The following is a 16,415-nucleotide window of genomic DNA, read 5'->3' as shown; positions in this document are numbered from 1 at the left end:
CTCCTCCTGCGGCAGACATGGAGCGGCCGGCCCGCGTGGCGCCGAGGCACGCGAGCCGGCCGGAGGTCGGGAACGGTCGGACGGGTCAGAGGCAGGTCGCGAGGGTCAGGAGCAGGCGAACCCGCTCGCCCCCGGCGAGGAGGGGCCGGACGCCTGGAAGCCGAAGCTCGCCGACGCGCCGGGCGCGAGGCTCCTCGCCCACGAGGGCGCCTTGGCCGTCCAGCGGGTGCCGCTGGAGGTCACGGTCGCGCTCCAGCCGCTGACGAGGCTCACTCCGGACGGCATGTCCCAGGTGACCGTCCAGTCCGGCAAGACCGCGGCGCCGGTGTTCTTGACCGTGACGTTCGCCGTGAACCCGCCCTGCCACGAGCTGGCCACCTGGTAGGTCACCTGGCAGGTCCCGGGGTTCGCCGACGGGGACGGGCTGGGGCTGGGCGACGCGGAGGGGGACACAGAAGGGGACGCGGAAGGGGACGCCGACGGCGAGGCGGAGGGCGAGACGGACGGTGATGCCGAGGGCGACGCGGACGGTGACGGCGACGGCGAGCCGCTGGGCGTCGTCGTGGTGTAGCTCGCCTCGGTGTAGTCCGCGCCGCACTGCGATCCGCAGGACGCGGGCAGGGCGAAGCTGTAGACCCGGCCGCCGTTCACCAGCGCGTCGGACACGTCGCGCACCCGGATCTGGAACCGCGTCGCGCCCTGCGTGACCCCGCCGATGATGTACGACTGGCCCATGTCGGAGTTCATCTGGGCCTGCTTCCAGGCGCCGTCGGCGTAGTACTCCACCCCGTGGATGCCGTTGGGCAGGTGGGAGACCGCGATCGCGGGCCACCACGCCTGCGCGCCCTTCATGAACCCGATCCTGATGTCACCGCTGTAGCCGGGTGCAGGGACGAACGACCAGGTCACGTGGCGGTTGTTCCAGTGGTTCGGGTACATGTCCCCGACCGGCGCCCCGTTCTTGGCGAACCTGTTGAGCGACGGCTTCGACAGGTCCAGGTGATACCGGTCGTCGCGGCACCAGCCGTTGGAGTCGCCGCAGCTGTCGGCGACGAGCATCGTGAGCGTGGCGCCGTTGTAGGCGTCGGAGACCCACGAGCCGTTGCGGCAGAACGGCTGGCCGGGCGCGCCGTCGTTGACTCCGGTGCAGTAGTCGGAGACGGTCACCTGCACGTACCGGCCGCAGTTGAGGCCGTTGTTCCACAGCCCGGCCTTGGACGCGTTCGCGCCGGTCAGCGGCCGGGGGTAGAAGGAGTAGTCGCCGGGGGTGTCGTACACGTTGAGCGCGACGAAGTCCTGCGAGTCCAGCTCGGACTGCGGCAGGCCGCAGCCGCCGTACGGCGAGCCGAGGCCGTCGAAGTAGGTCGCGCTGCCGGTCACCGGCGCGGGCGGGTCGTCGACCGCGCCGGCCGGCGTCGCGGCGGGCCAGGCGGTGAGCAGCACCGCGGCGACGGCGGCCGCCCAGATGCGGCGTCGGACGGAGGTTGCGCGGCCGGTCATCGAGCTCCCCTGCGGTCACGGTCGTGCTCCAAACGCCGAGATCGTGGCGGCGGGGCGGCGACCCGGTCAAGGCGCCGTCACGGACGATCCCGGTGAGCTGGGGATCCTTCGGTGAGGGCCTGTAACTTTCATCACCATGCAAAACCAGAGACGTGCATAAGCCGCCTTTCGGGGCAGAGGACACGAAAGCACTCATCAGCCTGGGGAGCGGCTACATGACGGACCTCGCACGGGACATCACGGTCGGCGTCGAAGAGGAGTTCCACGTCGTGGACCTGGGAACCCGGCAGCTCGTCCCACGCGCTGGTCTGCTCCTCGAGCAGCTGCCACCCGACCGGTTCACGCAGGAGTTGCACCGCTCGGTCGTGGAGGCCAACACCCGCCCGTGCACGCGTCTGGAGGACCTCTCCCGGGCGCTGACCGGGCTGCGCGCCGACGCGGTCGCCGCGGCGGACGGCCTCGGCCTGGGCGTCGTCGCGGCGGGGACGGTCCCGCTGGTCGATCCCGAGACGGTGAAGATCTCCCCCGATCCGCGCTACGAGCAGATGCTGGCCGACTACCAGGCGCTCGCCCGCGAGCAGCTCATCTGCGGCACGCAGGTGCACGCCGAGGTGCGCGACCGCGACCTCGCGGTGGCCGTCGCACACCGGCTGGCTCCCTGGCTGCCGCCGCTGCTGGCACTGAGCTGCAGCTCGCCGTACTGGATGGGGGCCGACACCGGCTACGCGAGCTTCCGGTCCATGGTGTGGCAGCGCTGGCCGACAGCGGGACCCGCGACGCGGTTCGAGTCGGCCGAGGAGTACGACGCGATGGTGGACGAGCTGATCCGGTCGGGGGTCATCAGCGATCCCGGCATGCTCTACTTCGACGTCAGGCCGTCGGAGCACGTGCCGACCGTCGAGCTGCGGGTGTGCGACGCCTGCCCGCGCGTGGACGACATCGTGCTGATCGCCGGGCTGTTCCGCGCGCTCGTCAGCCGGGAGCTCGACTCCCTCGCCGCCGACGCGCCGCCCTCCGCCGCTGAGGATTCCGTGCGTACGGAGCTGGTGCGGGCCGCCTCCTGGCGGGCGGCGCGCTCGGGGCTGGAGGGCGAGCTGGTCGATCCCGTCGAGGGCGTGCCGAGGCCGGCCCGCACGGTCGTCGTCCGGATGATGGAGGGGCTCCGGCCGCAGCTGGAGGAGGCCGGCGACTGGGCGCTCGTCTCGTCGCTGGCGGCCCGCGCGCTGTCGGACGGCGGTTCGGCCGGCCGGCAGCGCGAGGCGTTCCGGCGCGGCGGCCGCCTGACCGACGTGGTGGACCTCCTGCTGGCCGAGACGAGATCCGGGGACCGGCGACTCGCGGCGGCCGGGAGGTAGGACATGTGCGGACTGACCGGCGAGATCCGTTTCGACGGGCGGCGCGCCGACATCGGCGCGGTGGGCAGGATGACCGACGCGATGCACGATCGCGGCCCGGACGGGTCGGGCCTGTGGTCGCAGGGCCCGGTCGCCCTCGGCCACCGGCGCCTGAAAATCATCGACCTGTCGGACAAGGCGGCCCAGCCGATGGCGGATTCCTCCCTCGGCCTGGCCGCGGTCTTCAACGGCTGCCTCTACAACTACCGCGAGCTGCGCGAGGAGCTGCGGGCCGAGGGATATCGCTTCTTCTCCGACTCCGACACCGAGGTCCTGGTCAAGGCGTTCCACCGCTGGGGCCCCGACTGCGTGCACCGCCTCGCGGGGATGTTCGCCTTCGCCGTCTTCGAACCGGCGACGGGACGGCTGACGCTCGCCCGCGACCGGCTCGGCATCAAACCGATGTACGTGTCAGGGGACGGGCGGCGGCTGCGCTTCGCCTCCACCCTGCCCGCGCTGCTGGCCGGGGGCGAGGTGAGCACCGACATCGATCCGGTCGCGCTGCACCACTACATGACCTTCCACTCGCTGGTGCCCGGCGAGCGCACCATCCTCGACGGCGTGCGCAAGCTGCCTCCGGCGACCGTACGCACGGTCGAGGCCGACGGGACCTCCCATGACACGGTCTACTGGAACCCGCCCTTCGCCCGCCTGCCGCGATACGAGGGGATGGACGCGCACGACTGGCGCGAGGCCGTGCTCGACCGGCTGCGCGCCGCCGTCCGCAGGCGCATGGTCGCGGACGTGCCCGTGGGCGTGCTGCTGTCGGGCGGGCTCGACTCCAGCGTCATCGTGGCCCTGCTGGCCGAGGAGGGCCAGCGGGACCTGTCGACGTTCAGCATCGGATTCCCCGCGGCCGGCGGCGACGCCGGAGACGAGTTCCGCTACTCCGACCTGGTCGCCGAACGCTTCGGCACCGACCACCACCGCATCCTCATCGAGGACTCCCGCCTGCTTTCCGGCCTGCCGGAGGCGGTGCGGGCCATGAGCGAGCCCATGGTCAGCCACGACTGCGTCGCCTTCCACCTGCTGTCGGGAGAGGTGGCCGGACACGTCAAGGTCGTGCAGTCCGGGCAGGGCGCCGACGAGGTGTTCGCCGGATACCGCTGGTTCCCGCCGCTGGCCGCCGTGCCACGCGAGGAGGCCTTCGCGACGTACGCCCGGGAGTTCTTCGACCGGCCGCACGAGGACCTCACCGGCATCGTCGCACCGGGCCATCTGGCCGAGGAGGACGTGAGCGCCGATGTCGTCCGCCGCCACCTCGACCGGCCGGGCGCCGAGACCGCGCTCGACGCGGTGTTGCGCCTGGAGACCCGGCTGATGCTCGCCGACGACCCGGTCAAGCGCGTGGACAACATGACGATGGCCCACGGTCTGGAGGCCCGCACGCCGTTCCTCGACCACGAGCTGGTCGAGCTGGCGGCGGCGTGCCCGCCGGAGCTCAAACTCGCCGGCGGCGGCAAGGGCATCCTGAAGGAGGCCTCCCGGGCGCTGCTGCCGCGCGAGGTCGTCGACCGGCCGAAGGGCTACTTCCCGGTGCCCGCGATCCGGCACATCGACGGGCCGTTCCTCGACCTGGTGCGCGACGCGCTCACCGCGCCCGCCGCGCGCTCCCGCGGCCTGTTCGACAAGGCGTACGTCGAGGAGCTGCTGGAGAACCGGGAGGCCCACCGCACCACGACGGGGGTCAACATGCTGTGGCAGCTCGGGCTGCTGGAGATGTGGCTGCAGGCTCAAGGAATCTGATGGCGGAGCACCTCCTCGGCGCCGCGTTCCCCGGCACCGGGTTTCTCGACGCCGGGTCTCTCGACGCCGGCTTTCTCGACGCCGGCTTTCTCGACGCCTGGGGCTGCTGGACGCCGGCGCCGGCGCCGGACCGGCGCGCCGTCGCGTACGTCAGCGACAGGGACGGCGCGCCGCGGGTCTGGGTCCAGCCGCTGGGGCCGGGCGGGCGGGCACGGGTCGTCGACACGGGCCCCGAGCCGGTCGCCGACGTGAGCTGGTCGCCGGCCGGAGACCGGCTGGCCGTGCTCGTGGCGCCGGGCGGCGGCGAGCACACACAGGTCTGGACGGTCCGAACCGACGGCGGCGATCTGCGCCCGCTGGCCGCGCCCGAGGGCGGATCGGCGTGGTTCGCCGGGTGGACCGGCCGGGGCGACCTGCTCCTGGTGGCCGAGGTCTCCGCGGCCGGGCTGACCGAGGCCCTGCTGATCGACGCGGCCAACGGGGGCCGGGAGACGGTCGCCGCAGGGCCGCTGCTGCAGCCGGAGGCGGTCAGCCGCGACCACGCGAGGGTGCTGCTGCGGCACGGCCCGCGCGGAGTCCGGCGCATGTACGTCAAGAACCTCTCCCCGGGTGGCGCGCACCTCCCGGAGAGTGGCACGGGCCCGTCCGGGGGCGTCGCCGAGCGGTCGCTGCTTGCCGACCTGCCCGGCTCGACCGAGCACGGCGTGCTCTCCCCCGACGGCGGAACCGCCTACCTGCTGACCGACGCGGGCCGGGACCGCGCCGCGCTGGCCGCCGTGCCCGTCGGCGGGCAGGTCGGCGGGCAGGTCGGCGGGCAGGTCGGCGGGGGCCGAGAGGGCCTGCCGATCGTGGTGGCCGAGCGCCCGGACGCCGAACTGGACCGCTTCGCACTCAGCGTGGACGGCCGCCGCCTCGTGCTGGTGTGGAACGCGGCCGGGCGCTCGGAACTGGAGGTGCTGGAGGCGGGCAACGGCCCCGGCGGCGGTTCCGAGGACGCCGGGGGCGCGGATGCCGAGGCCGCCACGAGCGCCGGGGGCAGGGTCGGTGGCGGAAGTGGCGGCGCGGCGGCATGGTTCGGTGCGGGGTTCGGTGCGGGGTTCGATGTGGGGTTCGGCGGCGGCCCCGGGTGGGTGCGACGCCCGCTCCCCGCTCCGCCAGGGGAGGTGGTCTCCTCGATCAGGCTCTCGCTGGACGGCCGGGTGGCCGTGCTCGCCGTCGAGGGTCCGGCCCAGCCGTCGTACGTCGTGCTGTGCGACCTGGACGCGGGCCGTTATCTGCCGGTCGCCGGGGCCGGCCGGCTCGGCGGGGCCGTGGACGCCGAACTCGTGCGCGTCCCGGCCCGCGACGGGCTGGAGCTCAGCGGATGGCTCTACCGGCCACCCGGCGTCCTGGGCCCGGCGCCGTACGCGGTCTTCCTGCACGGCGGGCCCGAGGACCAGGAGCGACCGGTGTTCACCCCGCTGTACCAGTGCCTGGTGGCCGCAGGCATCGGCGTGTTCGCGCCGAACGTGCGCGGCTCGGCCGGGTTCGGGCGGGCCTTCCGCGACGCCGACAACCACGCGTCGCGCTTCCGCGCCATCGACGACGTGGCCGACTGCGCCGCCTATCTGGTGCGGGCCGGGCTCGCCGACCCCGCCCGGCTCGCGTGCCTGGGCTGGTCGTACGGCGGCTACCTCACGCTGGCCGCGCTCGTCACATATCCACGGCTCTTCCGCGCCGGGGTGGACGTGTGCGGGATGGCGGACTTCGCCACCTTCTACGAGCGTACGGAGCCCTGGATCGCGGCGGCGGCCGTGAGCGAGTACGGCCATCCGGAGGCCGACCGCGACCTGCTGCACGCCCTGTCGCCCCTGCACGCCTTCGACCGCCTGGCCGCTCCCCTGCTCGTGGTGCACGGCGCGCGGGACACCAACGTCCCGGTGTACGAGGCCGAGCAGGTCGTCCGCGCGGCCCGGGGCCGGGGCGTGCCCTGCGAGCTGCTGCTGTTCGAGGACGAGGGGCACGAGATCCGGCGGCGGGCCAACCGGATCGTATTCGTGAGGCGGGTGACCGAGTGGCTCGGACAGCGCCTGACCGGCGTCTCCTCCGGATGAGTCCCGGCGGCGCCCCTCAGCGTGACTCGTGCAGCCGCGCCAGGTCGCTCTCCATCTTGGCGATGACCCGCTGGTACCCCTCCCAGCCGTACAACCGGAACAACTCGGACTTCATGCGGAGCGTCTCCTCTTGCACCGCCTCTGGGCCCTGGCGGCGTATGGCGTCGAGCGCGAGACGTGCCAACCGCTCTCGGTCGGTGGTTCCGGCGAGATCCTCGCGTCTCATCTCAGGAGTAGGCATGGGGCTCTGCCCTCCGGGTCTGGACGAACGGTGCCTACACCTGACGCGCCTTGGTTGCCCTAGGTTGACGGCCGCGAGAAAAACTTCGGAACGAGTGCGTACCGGCGAGTAGATGTGACCGGTCCCCCCGATGCCCGTCAGGGCGCCTCGCCGCCGGGGACGTCGACCGCGATCTCTCCGCCCAGCCGGTGCCCCCCGCCGAGAACGAGGTTGTCGCCGCTCCAGAACCTTCCGGGGTCATACCAGTTCGGGCGGCGGCCGGCGGGCAGCAGACCCATCTCCTCGTACGTCACGGCGACGACCTCGGCGCAGTAGGCCGTCTCCAGCGCACGGTCCAGCGCGCCGTCCCGAGCGCCGTCCCGAGCGCCATCCCGAGCGCCGTCCCGTGCTCCGCGCCGGAGCGAGGGCAGCCGCCCGCGCAGCCAGCGCCCGGCCAGGCGGGCCGTGGACGGGAACGGCGTGCCGTCCAGCCGCGCGATCGTCCGCAGGACGGCGTCCTCCATCTCCCCGGTGGCGGACGGCTCCAACTGCCGCAGCCAGGCGCGCTGGCCATACCTGGCCGCCCAGACGCAGACCGCGTCACGCATGTCGTGCAACTGGACGCCGCGCTGATGCGTGCCCGACCACATGTCGGGCAGCGACCGGCCGAGTTCGGCGTGCCACATGAGCGGCGGCAGGTCCTCGATGACGACGGCCATGCCGACGTGGTTCACCGGGCTGTTGGTGGTGACCTGGATGGCGCGGTCCGGCACACTGCGTCCGCGGAACACCCAGACGTCGCCGGTACGGGCTAGTTCGAGCGCCTTGTCGAGACTTATCCGCGTATGAGCCACGGCAGTAGCCTAGGCACATGCGCTGGTGGAAGATACTCGGTATGGCGGCCTTCGCGGGTGTCGCGGCGACCGGTGTGGTGATCGCCCGGGCCGAGCGCCGGCGGCGCGCGTACGCGCCTGAAGAGATCCGGGAGCGCCTGCGGGCCCGGCACGCCGAGGCCGTCGCCGCGGCGGAGCCGCCCGGGATCGCCGCTCAGCCGCCACGGTAGGCGTCGACGCCGAGCTTGACCGCCACCGCGAGACCGCAGAGGGCCGCGGCGAGGCGCAGCGTCTGGCCGGGCAGGCGGCGCGCGACCGCCGGGCCGAGCCAGCCGCCCACGAGGAACCCCGCGGCCAGCGGGCCCACCGCCGCCCAGTCGACCGGCCCGAAGACGGCGAACCAGACGGCCGCGACGGCGTTGGCGAGCGCCGAGATGACGTTCTTGACCGCGTTGACGCCGACCGCCGGCCGGTCGAGCGCCGCCGCGAGCACGGCGAACATGATGATCCCGCCGGCGGCCCCGAAGTAGCCCGTGTAGACGGCGACGCAGAGGACGCCCACGCGCAGCCCCAGACCGCCCTCCCCGCCGAGGCTCACCTGGCCGGGGCGTGGCGGGCGCAGCAACAGCAGCAGCGAGGCGCCCGCGACCAGCCACGGGGCGACCATCTCGAACGTCCGCGGCGGCGTGACCAGCAGCAGCCCGGCGCCGGCCGCGCCGCCCAGCGCGGCGGCGAAGCCGAGGCGACCGACGAGACGTCCCTGGCCTGCCAGTTCGGGCCGCGACCCGGCCGCCGCTCCCACACCGGTGAACAGCAGCGCGACCGTGTTGGTGACGTTCGCGGCCAGCGGCGGCAGGCCGAAGGCCAGCAGCGCGGGGTACGACACGATCGAGGCCAGGCTCACAACCGTGCTGACCACTCCGGCGACCAGGCCGACCCCGGCCAGCCCCAGCACGTCCACAAGCACAAAGGGCACCAAACCATACGGGTTTCGGACGCCCGGCACCGGCCCTCCCCGTGAGGCCGCGAGGCCCGACGCCGCCGCACACGCTAGTCCCCTGCCCAGCACCACGACGCGGCCCATCCACCAGGTTCTACAGGCCGCTGACGACTCACGGGGCGTCGACCACCGGTTCAGCTTCCTTGCATCCTTTCCATCTTCGCTTGCGGGCACGAACCGTCTGGTGGTTCCGATCCGTCCCTACATTGTCGAGGCTGCTCCCGGCCTCGCCCCCGACTCGGGGTTCGGCCTGCCTCCAACTGCAACCGGTCACTGCGATGACCGGCGGCGGGCTTCTCCTTCCGCACGATCCCTCAGCGCCTCGTGGCGCACACCCGGTCTCGTCGGCGATCAGGACACCATCGCCACCGAGATGCTCGCTCACGTAGCCGCGGACGTCGTCGCGCACGGTCGGCCAGCGTGCACTGCGCAGCAGGCACTGCATGGCCTGCGGGCCGCTCAGCCCAGCGTGCTCGGCCAGGTTCCAGCAGTTCTTCCGCTCGACGTCGGACAGCAGGCCCCGGAGGTACGCGTTCGCCGCGCGACGTGACTCCATGTGGCTGAACCGGTGCGCGATTCGCGTCATCAGCTCATTGAGGGTGACGATCCAGTGGTCAGGGTCCACGCTGTCGGCCACGGCCACCACGCGATCTTCAGATGTTTTCACAAACTCCGAGTGATCACGTGGTGGCCGTTCTCATGCCACATCAACCGCGAAAACTGCCGGTGGAGTTGTCCCAGCGCTTGGCATCGAAGCGGTAGGGGTTGTACTCGTCCTTGGCAGTGGGGTTCGACCAGACCGGGCTTGTGGACGCACCTGTTGAAATGAAGCGCGGCCCGCCGCGAAACGGCGGGCCGCGGACCGGAGCTCATGCCAGGGGAGCTACTCGGCATGCTTGTATGCCTTTCCGGCTACTGTGACGCCCAGTCCCAAGAAGGGTCTCGACGCAAGCGCTCCAGGACCCGATCGTACCTGATCAGGTCTCCGTAGTTTGTATCGAGGAGCCCATCGAATCCCTGTAGCACTTCCAGTAGAAGTTGGCGAAGGCATGGCATGCCGGGATATTCGATGAGGATGACCCCAAATTCTCCAGGCTCTCGAGAGACCTGAGTTATTTCGTCCTCCTCGAACTCGGCAACGACGTCTCCTGAGAGATCTATGCCGAAAGAGCAGGTTCCCCGTTCGAGGCGATCGAAAAACTCTCCGTTGCTGTAGGTGCCGGCATGGCGCAATCTGTCTACAAGCTCTTTGTGGGTGCCCACAGCGCTTATCAACACTATGGTGGGTCGCATTTCGACACCTCCTTCTTAACTGCTGGCGATCAGGAGGCCGCGAAGGCTATGGCGCCAAAACGCTCAGCAGCATTTCGTGAAGGGAGGCGAGATCTTGAAGATAGTTTTTGTCAGCTTCCGTATCCCAGCCATGTTCCGCCGCCTCCGGACCAGAAAGAGCTTCCACGGTCTCGAGTAGCCACTGAGCGATCTCTGACCGGTCTTCCGGGTCGATGAGCGTGAAGTTAATTCCCGACCGTATTCGCGCGCCACTCGCATTCCGCGCGCTTTGTTTGATCGACGGCCCTCATAGCCCGCGCTACACGTATTATGCGTTCGCGGGCAACGCCCCCATCCTGGTGCACAACGCCGGCGGCGAATACTGCAATATCTCCGAACTGAAGGGGGACGAGCCCAGTACCGCTGCTCGGCTGATGGCTTCCAAGGAATATTCTGGAGGCCAGCTGCGAGGATTCCGGGACACCAACAACCCAGACTTCATCGATGCGCGCGGTCGTACGTACGACGCCGTCGGCGGACCCTCTGCGTGGACGAACCCCAACTACAACGAGGGTAAGATGATCCGCTCGATCTGGAAGCACATCTACGCCAAGAGCGGTTTCAACTATACTGTCCTCGATATGACTGGAGCTTCGAGCGCGCAGATCGATGCCGTCTTCTCAAGTCTCGATTCTTGGGCGGCGAACCCCGCCATGAAACCACTTAACAAGCTCATAATTCTTGGAGGTGGTTACTAGTGTCCGCGATCGTGACTTCCGACGACGGCGTGGATTGGTTCACCAATTCGCGAACCTGGTCGATAATACTAGAGCGAGCTATGAGAGTCGTCGACCAAGCGAAGCGAACGGAATACGCGCGACACGCAGATAAGATCGGAATCGATTTCACTCTCATCGACGCGGAAAATCGGCCAGAGATCGCTCAGTGGCTACTCGAGACCATAGAAGCACTTTCTGGTCCGGAGGCGGCGGAACACGGTTGGGATACAGAGGCTGACAAAAGTCATCTTCAAGATCTGGCCGCCATGCTCCGTCGCATGGCCCAGAAGTAGGTCGTCTCGAAACCTCTCCACCTAAACCCCTTCAAGAGAAGTGATTCCGATCTACGGTTGGACTGTTAGCAACCCAGCCGTAGATCGGATTCTTTTCGGTAGGCGGACGCGGTGACGCCCTCTTGCCCCTCTGGGGCTCCCACCCGGCCGAGTTTTGGAGTTTTCGGGCATATGAGGCTTGACCGCGGAAAAGTGTGGGCACGCGACTGTTGCCGAGGGTGCGGCGCTGAGCCTGGGTAATACAGCATCCTCCGCGGCTCGAATCGGGCCGGCTCAGCATCATGCAATCCGAGCAGCCGCGTCCAAGCGGCGAGGTCGGCCGCCAGAACCGAGACCGAGACCAAGGCCAACGGCAACACCGTCGACTACGACTACTTCCTCGACAGCCTGCTGCGCCACTCGATCGAGAAGAAGCCCAACGGGACGATCGTCGCCGAGCACACCATCGGCTACCAGGCCAACCTCAACCGCGCCAGCGACCTAGCAAAGGTGCAGAACGCCGACAACCCCGGCGCGTACCTGGACAACCAGTTCACCTACACCTACGACCCCCGGGACCGGATCGCGAAGACGGTCAAGACCCCGGTCGGCGGGGGCGCGGCGGAGACCGAGACCTACCTGCACGACCCGAATTCCAGCGTCTACGACCAGACCGTCCACGGTGAGCGCACCGAGTTCACCTTCGACCGCAACCGGCTGATGACCTCGACCACCAACGGGGCCACCGCCACCTACAACTACGACCCCTACGGCCGCCTGCGCACCATCACCGGCGGCGGCAAGACCTGGGAGAAGTACACCTACGACGGCTTCGACCACCTGACCAAGCACGAAAAGCTCGGCACCGACGGCACCACCTCGACCGTCACCACCTACACCTACGACCCGCTCGACCGCACCACGTCCAAGACCGAGAAGACCGGCACCGCGGGCGCGAAGACCACCGACTACTCCTACCTCGGCATGTCCGGCGAAGTGCTGGACGAGGAGGTCGCCGGCAAGCTGACCCGCTCCTTCCAGTACTCCCCCTGGGGCGAGCGCCTGTCGCAGGTGAAATTCACCGCCACCGGCGGTGAGGAGTCGTCCTACTACGGCTACAACGCCCACACCGATGTCGAGCAGGTCACATCCGAGACCGGTGACACCCGGGCCACCTACGGCTACACGTCCTACGGCAAGAACGACGACAAGCTGTTCACCGGCGTTGACAAGCCCGACCCGGTCGACCCCACCACCAAGGAGGAGTACAACCCCTACCGCTTCAACGGCAAGCGCTGGGACAACTCCACCGGCATGTACGACATGGGGTTCCGGGACTACAACCCCAACCTCAACCGCTTCCTCACCCTCGACTACTACAACGGCGCCCTGAACGACCTGACCCTCGGCACCGACCCCTGGACCTCTAACCGCTACGCCTTCGCCGGCGGCAACCCCATCACCGGCATCGAACTCGACGGCCATCAGCCGCTGCAGTACTCAAACAGCGCAGCGGGGGCGGCCGAATGCCAGAACAGAGACTGTACCTCCACGAATAGCGGCGGATCGTCTGGCTCTCCAAATGACGCTGAGGCCATGCGGAGCAAGATTCCCGTCCTCGGATTCTTCGACCAGCTCAACAAGGGCATCGCTGACGGTGGCGCTAACGCCTTGTGGTTCTTCGCTAAAGGGCCGGCGGAGGGCATCGCGCCGGCCCTCTGCCTGGGGGAGTCTCAGCAGACCGCAGGCGCATGTGTCAACAATGTCCAAAGCGGTGTTCGGAATCTCAATGAGATAACAAGCCCTGGCGCCGATAAGAGTTCACTGGGGTACAATCTCGGCCTCCTAGCCCCCTTTGTCGCCTTCCCTGAGGGCGGGGAAGGGGTCCTAGCTCCGGAAATTCTTGCAGCGAGGACGGCTGCAGTTCGTTCGCCTGTCCTTGGATTCAATACCGCAAGAGAATTTGAGGCATTCGGAAATGCGCTACAGAAAGGTCTGGGTAAAGCTGGATACAATGACGCCGTGCCACTATTCCAGGGTAGTAGTGTGACGGGAAAGAGCTATCGTACTGGGGTTCCCTTCGATGAAGGTAGAGTAAGCGACTTCGACGTAGCTCTGGCCAGCCCTGGTCTGTTGGCCAAGGCAAGGGCAGCCGGCATACCCCTACGATCTGGGAAGACAAGGACGATCAACCTAAGCTACGGTAACCTCAGGAGGCTCGGGTTGTATGATCTCAGTCAGAGCCTCTCTCGGCTGGCAGGCCGACCAGTTAATTTTATGATCTACGAATCCGTCGAAGCCGCAGCTTCTCGATCGCCGAGTGTGATAGTCAGATGACAAATCGCAACCTTCTGTACGGGTGGAAGAACGTCGATGCAGACGTCGCGATCCGACTACTTGCTGATGCGCTCCAGCAAGAGTTCGTTCTGGGTGGCGGCGATTATGTCGGCGGGGATATCTGGCGTACTCCCATAGGCTCGGAGGAGGTTATTCAAGTACAATACAACTTCGTGGACGAAGAGGGCCTACACTACGAGGAGGAGTTTCCTGAATACTCCCTCCTTGTAGAAATCGCCGAGTCTCGTCGCTGGGATTTCATAGAAGATCAACTGCGAAAGATCGAAGGTCTAGATCTACTTCGCCTAGAGGTTTTCGAATAACACGCACTGGCGAGCGGTGCGGCGCCGGGTGGCCCGGGGGGATCTCACCCCGGGCTCCCACAGAACGGAGCGTGAAAGCCTCCGTCGCTCCGCTCGTCTTATCCAATAACGTTTTCTTAGTCTAAGAGCCGACCCATGGCTGGGTGCGGGAAAGCCGTCGGCAAAGCCGTGCCGGAGAGTTCCGGTGGGGAGGGGTGCTTCCTAGTGCCGCATCAGCTTGGGTTTGCCCCGTTTCGTGGCGACACGCCGATCAAGGTCCCACCGCGATCGGCGTGATCGCCTCACACTCTGCTCGTGGCCGAGCGGGTTCGCGTACGCGAGATCGATGACGATGAAGGGAACCGGCTGCTGCGCATCGTACGGCGCGGCACGGGATCGGTGGTGACCTGGCGACGAGCGCAGATGGTGCTCCTGTCGGCCCAGGGCATGAGCACCGGTCAGATCGCCAAGGTGGCGTTCACCAGCGAAGACCGGGTCCGGGATGTGATCCACAACTTCAACGCCGACGGGTTCGACTCCCTGTACCCCAAGTACAAGGGCGGCCGCGCTCCGACGTTCACGCTGCCGCAACGCCGCGAGATCAAGAAGATCGCCAAGTCCAAGCCTGCCGAGCACGGGCTTCCGTTCTCCCGGTGGAGCCTGACCAAGCTGGCCGACTTCCTGGTCGCCGAGGGGTGGTCGAGGACATCAGCCATGAGGGCCTGCGCGAACTTCTACGTGCAGAAGGGGTGTCCTTTCAAGCCATAAAGACCTGGAAGGCCTCCCGCGATCCGGACTACGCGGCCAAGAAGGCCCGCGTCGAGCACCTGTATGCGATCGCCGACCGCGAGGTCGTCCCCGACCCCGGCGAACCAACGGTGATCTTCTGCTTGGACGAGTTCGGGCCGCTCAACCTGCAACCCCGGCCGGGCAGGCAATGGACCGACGTCGGCGGCAAGGGCAAGGACCCCAACCGGGAACCCCGGCCGCGGATGCGCGCCACCTACACCCGCACCCAAGGCGTACGGCACCTGTTCGCCGCCCTGGACCTGGGCAAAGACCGGATGTACGGGCATGTGAAGAAGCGCAAGCGATGCGGCTGCTGGTGCTACAGAAGCTCATGCTTCTATGGTTCCCCCGGATCGTACGTCCGTGGGAATCGCCCCTTCCTCGACCACCGTCAGAAGGATGCGGGGAGCCCTCGCGTTGCAGTCTCTGTCGAGAAGTCGTCGATCCTCTCCGCCAAGGCGCTTGTTTCACGGCATGGGGCGGAGGCGAGAGAGGTACGGACCTGGACCATGCGCTTCAGCAGGCCCTCCACGCGCTTGTCGGGCTTCAGGGCAAAGACCGGGGACAGCGCGTCGGCGGCTCTGTCGATGGCGCCGCTCAGGAGACGGGCGGCGGCCAGGTCGACGCAGGCGCTCGCTTCGGCGGCGTACCAACGCTGCTCGACGGGCACCGCTCTGTAGAGGCTGAGCGCTCGTTCGCACTCTGTCTCGGCTTCTTGCGCCATGCGCGCGCTCAAGTATGCGGAGCCGGCGCAGAAGGCTTCGCGGGCCTCGTCGAATCCGAACTCGCCGCCCACGCCTTCGTGCAACTCCCCCTGCGGTCCCCGAGAGTCCCGGGCAGCCAGGATCGCGTTGCGAGTGCCGTCGCTGTCGCCGAGTAGGGCGGATGCTCGGGCGGCGATGCTGAGCAGCCTCACGCGAGTAGTACCGGCGGGAGCGATTGCCAGCCCGCGCTCCACCAGCCGGAGCGCCTGGGCTGGGCGACCAGCCCAGAACTCCACGCATGCCAGCAGCCCGTCGGCCCACGCCGACAGTTCGTTGTGGCCGATGACCTCCCCGTAGACGCGGGCGGCCCTGGCCTGCTCCGCCGCCGCGTACGGGTAGCCGAGGTCGAAGCTGGCGCTGCCGAGCAGTCCGCAGAGCTGCCCGGCCGCGAGGTACAGCTCGTGCTGCTGCCCTGGGTTCCGCGTTCGCTCCAGCAGTCGGTACGTACGGTTGCGCACCCGGGTCAGCTCGCCGAAGAGTGGCAGTGGTGGCGCGTGCACGTATGCACGGGCCAGGCGGATGATGTCGTCGCCGAGCTGCTCCAGTGCGTTGGGTCCGACGGCTGCGGCCTCGATCTCTGCGGCGTGGTCGCTGGATTCGCTGGCGGCACTCATGATCAGTTCTCGTTCCGTCGCGGGGACCGACGTCTTCACACCCGGCGTGTAGTCGGTGGCGAAGCCGAGCTCCACCGGGCTCGTCCGAAAGAGCCGGCACAGCAGGTCGAGGTAGTCCGCGCCCGGCCGGTGCTCGCTCTCCCCGCCACCGGCGGTGAGGAGTCCTCCTACTACGGCTACAACCCGCACACCGACGTCGAACAGGTCACCTCCGAGACCGGCGACACCCGCGCCACCTACGGCTACACCGCCTACGGCAAGAACGACGACAAGCTGTTCACCGGCGTCGACAAGCCCGACCCGGTCGACCCCACCACCAAGGAGGAGTACAACCCCTACCGCTTCAACGGCAAGCGCTGGGACAACTCCACCGGCATGTACGACATGGGGTTCCGGGACTACAACCCCAACCTCAACCGCTTCCTCACCCTCGACTACTACAACGGCGCCCTGAACGACCTGACCCTCGGCACCGACCCCTGGACCTCCAACCGCTACGC

General features: G+C 68.4%; 16 protein-coding genes and 1 pseudogene. 10 read left to right on the top strand and 7 right to left on the bottom strand.

Annotated elements, in window-relative coordinates:
• Positions 1–105: 105 nt before the first annotated feature.
• On the bottom strand, positions 106–1,500 hold the full coding sequence (locus tag FH610_RS00085) for a cellulose binding domain-containing protein (RefSeq protein ID WP_139572069.1): 1,395 nt from the start codon (positions 1,498–1,500) through the stop codon (positions 106–108).
• A gap of 215 nt (positions 1,501–1,715) precedes the next feature.
• On the opposite strand from FH610_RS00085, the gene FH610_RS00080 reads away from it, so the two are divergent.
• The 3 genes from FH610_RS00080 to FH610_RS00070 are packed head-to-tail and all read left to right on the top strand — an operon-like array spanning position 1,716 to position 6,733.
• Complete coding sequence (locus FH610_RS00080) at positions 1,716–2,855, top strand: carboxylate-amine ligase (RefSeq protein WP_139572068.1); 1,140 nt, start codon at positions 1,716–1,718, stop codon at positions 2,853–2,855.
• 3 nt (positions 2,856–2,858) lie between these two features.
• Positions 2,859–4,640 (top strand): N-acetylglutaminylglutamine amidotransferase, encoded by a 1,782-nt coding sequence (locus FH610_RS00075; RefSeq protein ID WP_139572067.1) that lies wholly within the window; start codon positions 2,859–2,861, stop codon positions 4,638–4,640.
• Positions 4,640–6,733, top strand: a complete 2,094-nt coding sequence (locus FH610_RS00070) for a S9 family peptidase (protein WP_139572066.1) — start codon at positions 4,640–4,642, stop codon at positions 6,731–6,733. The genes FH610_RS00075 and FH610_RS00070 overlap by 1 nt, the downstream gene beginning before the upstream one ends.
• A 16-nt stretch (positions 6,734–6,749) precedes the next feature.
• On the opposite strand, the gene FH610_RS00065 is transcribed toward FH610_RS00070, so the two are convergent.
• Entirely contained in the window at positions 6,750–6,959 is a 210-nt protein-coding gene (locus tag FH610_RS00065; protein WP_139572065.1) for a hypothetical protein, read from the bottom strand.
• Positions 6,960–7,111: 152 nt separating this feature from the next.
• Positions 7,112–7,807, bottom strand: a complete 696-nt coding sequence (locus FH610_RS00060; protein WP_139572064.1) for a hypothetical protein — start codon at positions 7,805–7,807, stop codon at positions 7,112–7,114.
• A 17-nt stretch (positions 7,808–7,824) separates the two neighbouring features.
• Between FH610_RS00060 and FH610_RS00055 the strand changes: the two genes are divergently transcribed.
• Positions 7,825–8,016 (top strand): hypothetical protein, encoded by a 192-nt coding sequence (locus FH610_RS00055; RefSeq protein WP_139572063.1) that lies wholly within the window; start codon positions 7,825–7,827, stop codon positions 8,014–8,016.
• On the opposite strand, the gene FH610_RS00050 is transcribed toward FH610_RS00055, so the two are convergent.
• From FH610_RS00050 to FH610_RS00040, 3 genes and pseudogenes are all read right to left on the bottom strand, one after another.
• Entirely contained in the window at positions 8,001–8,762 is a 762-nt protein-coding gene (locus FH610_RS00050; RefSeq protein WP_240808664.1) for a sulfite exporter TauE/SafE family protein, read from the bottom strand. The genes FH610_RS00055 and FH610_RS00050 overlap by 16 nt on opposite strands.
• 325 nt (positions 8,763–9,087) lie before the next feature.
• A pseudogene (locus FH610_RS45555) lies at positions 9,088–9,372 on the bottom strand (transposase); the annotation flags it as partial.
• Positions 9,373–9,698: 326 nt separating this feature from the next.
• On the bottom strand, positions 9,699–10,079 hold the full coding sequence (locus FH610_RS00040; RefSeq protein WP_139572060.1) for a hypothetical protein: 381 nt from the start codon (positions 10,077–10,079) through the stop codon (positions 9,699–9,701).
• A 212-nt stretch (positions 10,080–10,291) separates the two neighbouring features.
• Here FH610_RS00040 and FH610_RS00035 point away from each other — a divergent pair, with 212 nt between their 5' ends.
• The 5 genes from FH610_RS00035 (at position 10,292) to FH610_RS43435 (ending at position 14,516) form a co-directional block, all read left to right on the top strand.
• The gene (locus tag FH610_RS00035; RefSeq protein WP_139572059.1) at positions 10,292–10,816 is read left to right on the top strand and encodes a hypothetical protein; all 525 of its coding nucleotides are present in this window, start codon (positions 10,292–10,294) and stop codon (positions 10,814–10,816) included.
• Between the two features lie 11 nt (positions 10,817–10,827).
• On the top strand, positions 10,828–11,130 hold the full coding sequence (locus FH610_RS00030) for a hypothetical protein (RefSeq protein WP_139572058.1): 303 nt from the start codon (positions 10,828–10,830) through the stop codon (positions 11,128–11,130).
• 489 nt (positions 11,131–11,619) lie between these two features.
• Entirely contained in the window at positions 11,620–13,446 is a 1,827-nt protein-coding gene (locus FH610_RS43440; protein ID WP_205825421.1) for an RHS repeat-associated core domain-containing protein, read from the top strand.
• Positions 13,443–13,769, top strand: coding sequence for a hypothetical protein (locus tag FH610_RS00015; protein ID WP_139572055.1), 327 nt, complete (start codon positions 13,443–13,445; stop codon positions 13,767–13,769). Before FH610_RS43440 ends, FH610_RS00015 begins: the two co-directional genes overlap by 4 nt.
• Positions 13,770–14,063: 294 nt before the next feature.
• A complete protein-coding gene (locus FH610_RS43435) occupies positions 14,064–14,516 on the top strand; it encodes a helix-turn-helix domain-containing protein (RefSeq protein WP_240808663.1) in 453 nt (150 codons plus the stop codon).
• A gap of 412 nt (positions 14,517–14,928) precedes the next feature.
• Here the strand turns inward: FH610_RS43435 and FH610_RS43170 are convergent, their stop codons facing one another.
• Complete coding sequence (locus FH610_RS43170; RefSeq protein ID WP_167538654.1) at positions 14,929–15,990, bottom strand: NsdA family TPR-like regulatory protein; 1,062 nt, start codon at positions 15,988–15,990, stop codon at positions 14,929–14,931.
• A 54-nt stretch (positions 15,991–16,044) separates the two neighbouring features.
• On the opposite strand from FH610_RS43170, the gene FH610_RS00005 reads away from it, so the two are divergent.
• The coding region (locus FH610_RS00005; RefSeq protein WP_139572054.1) for an RHS repeat-associated core domain-containing protein at positions 16,045–16,415 on the top strand (371 nt) is incomplete at its 3' end.

The sequence above is a fragment of the Microbispora catharanthi genome, assembly GCF_006334915.2.
Lineage (GTDB): Bacteria > Actinomycetota > Actinomycetes > Streptosporangiales > Streptosporangiaceae > Microbispora > Microbispora catharanthi.
The sequence above is the reverse complement of the archived record's forward strand: the minus strand, read 5'-3'. Positions and strand labels throughout refer to the sequence as shown.

Bases quoted from the DNA above. Each gene is read 5' to 3' on its own strand.
- FH610_RS00015 (WP_139572055.1), top strand. From the start codon at position 13,443: ATGACAAATCGCAACCTTCTGTACGGGTGGAAGAACGTCGATGCAGAC.
- FH610_RS00035 (WP_139572059.1), top strand. From the start codon at position 10,292: ATGAGCGTGAAGTTAATTCCCGACCGTATTCGCGCGCCACTCGCATTC.
- FH610_RS00055 (WP_139572063.1), top strand. From the start codon at position 7,825: ATGCGCTGGTGGAAGATACTCGGTATGGCGGCCTTCGCGGGTGTCGCG.
- FH610_RS00065 (WP_139572065.1), bottom strand. From the start codon at position 6,959: ATGAGACGCGAGGATCTCGCCGGAACCACCGACCGAGAGCGGTTGGCA.
- FH610_RS00070 (WP_139572066.1), top strand. From the start codon at position 4,640: ATGGCGGAGCACCTCCTCGGCGCCGCGTTCCCCGGCACCGGGTTTCTC.
- FH610_RS00080 (WP_139572068.1), top strand. From the start codon at position 1,716: ATGACGGACCTCGCACGGGACATCACGGTCGGCGTCGAAGAGGAGTTC.
- FH610_RS00040 (WP_139572060.1), bottom strand. From the start codon at position 10,079: ATGCGACCCACCATAGTGTTGATAAGCGCTGTGGGCACCCACAAAGAG.
- FH610_RS00085 (WP_139572069.1), bottom strand. From the start codon at position 1,500: ATGACCGGCCGCGCAACCTCCGTCCGACGCCGCATCTGGGCGGCCGCC.
- FH610_RS00075 (WP_139572067.1), top strand. From the start codon at position 2,859: ATGTGCGGACTGACCGGCGAGATCCGTTTCGACGGGCGGCGCGCCGAC.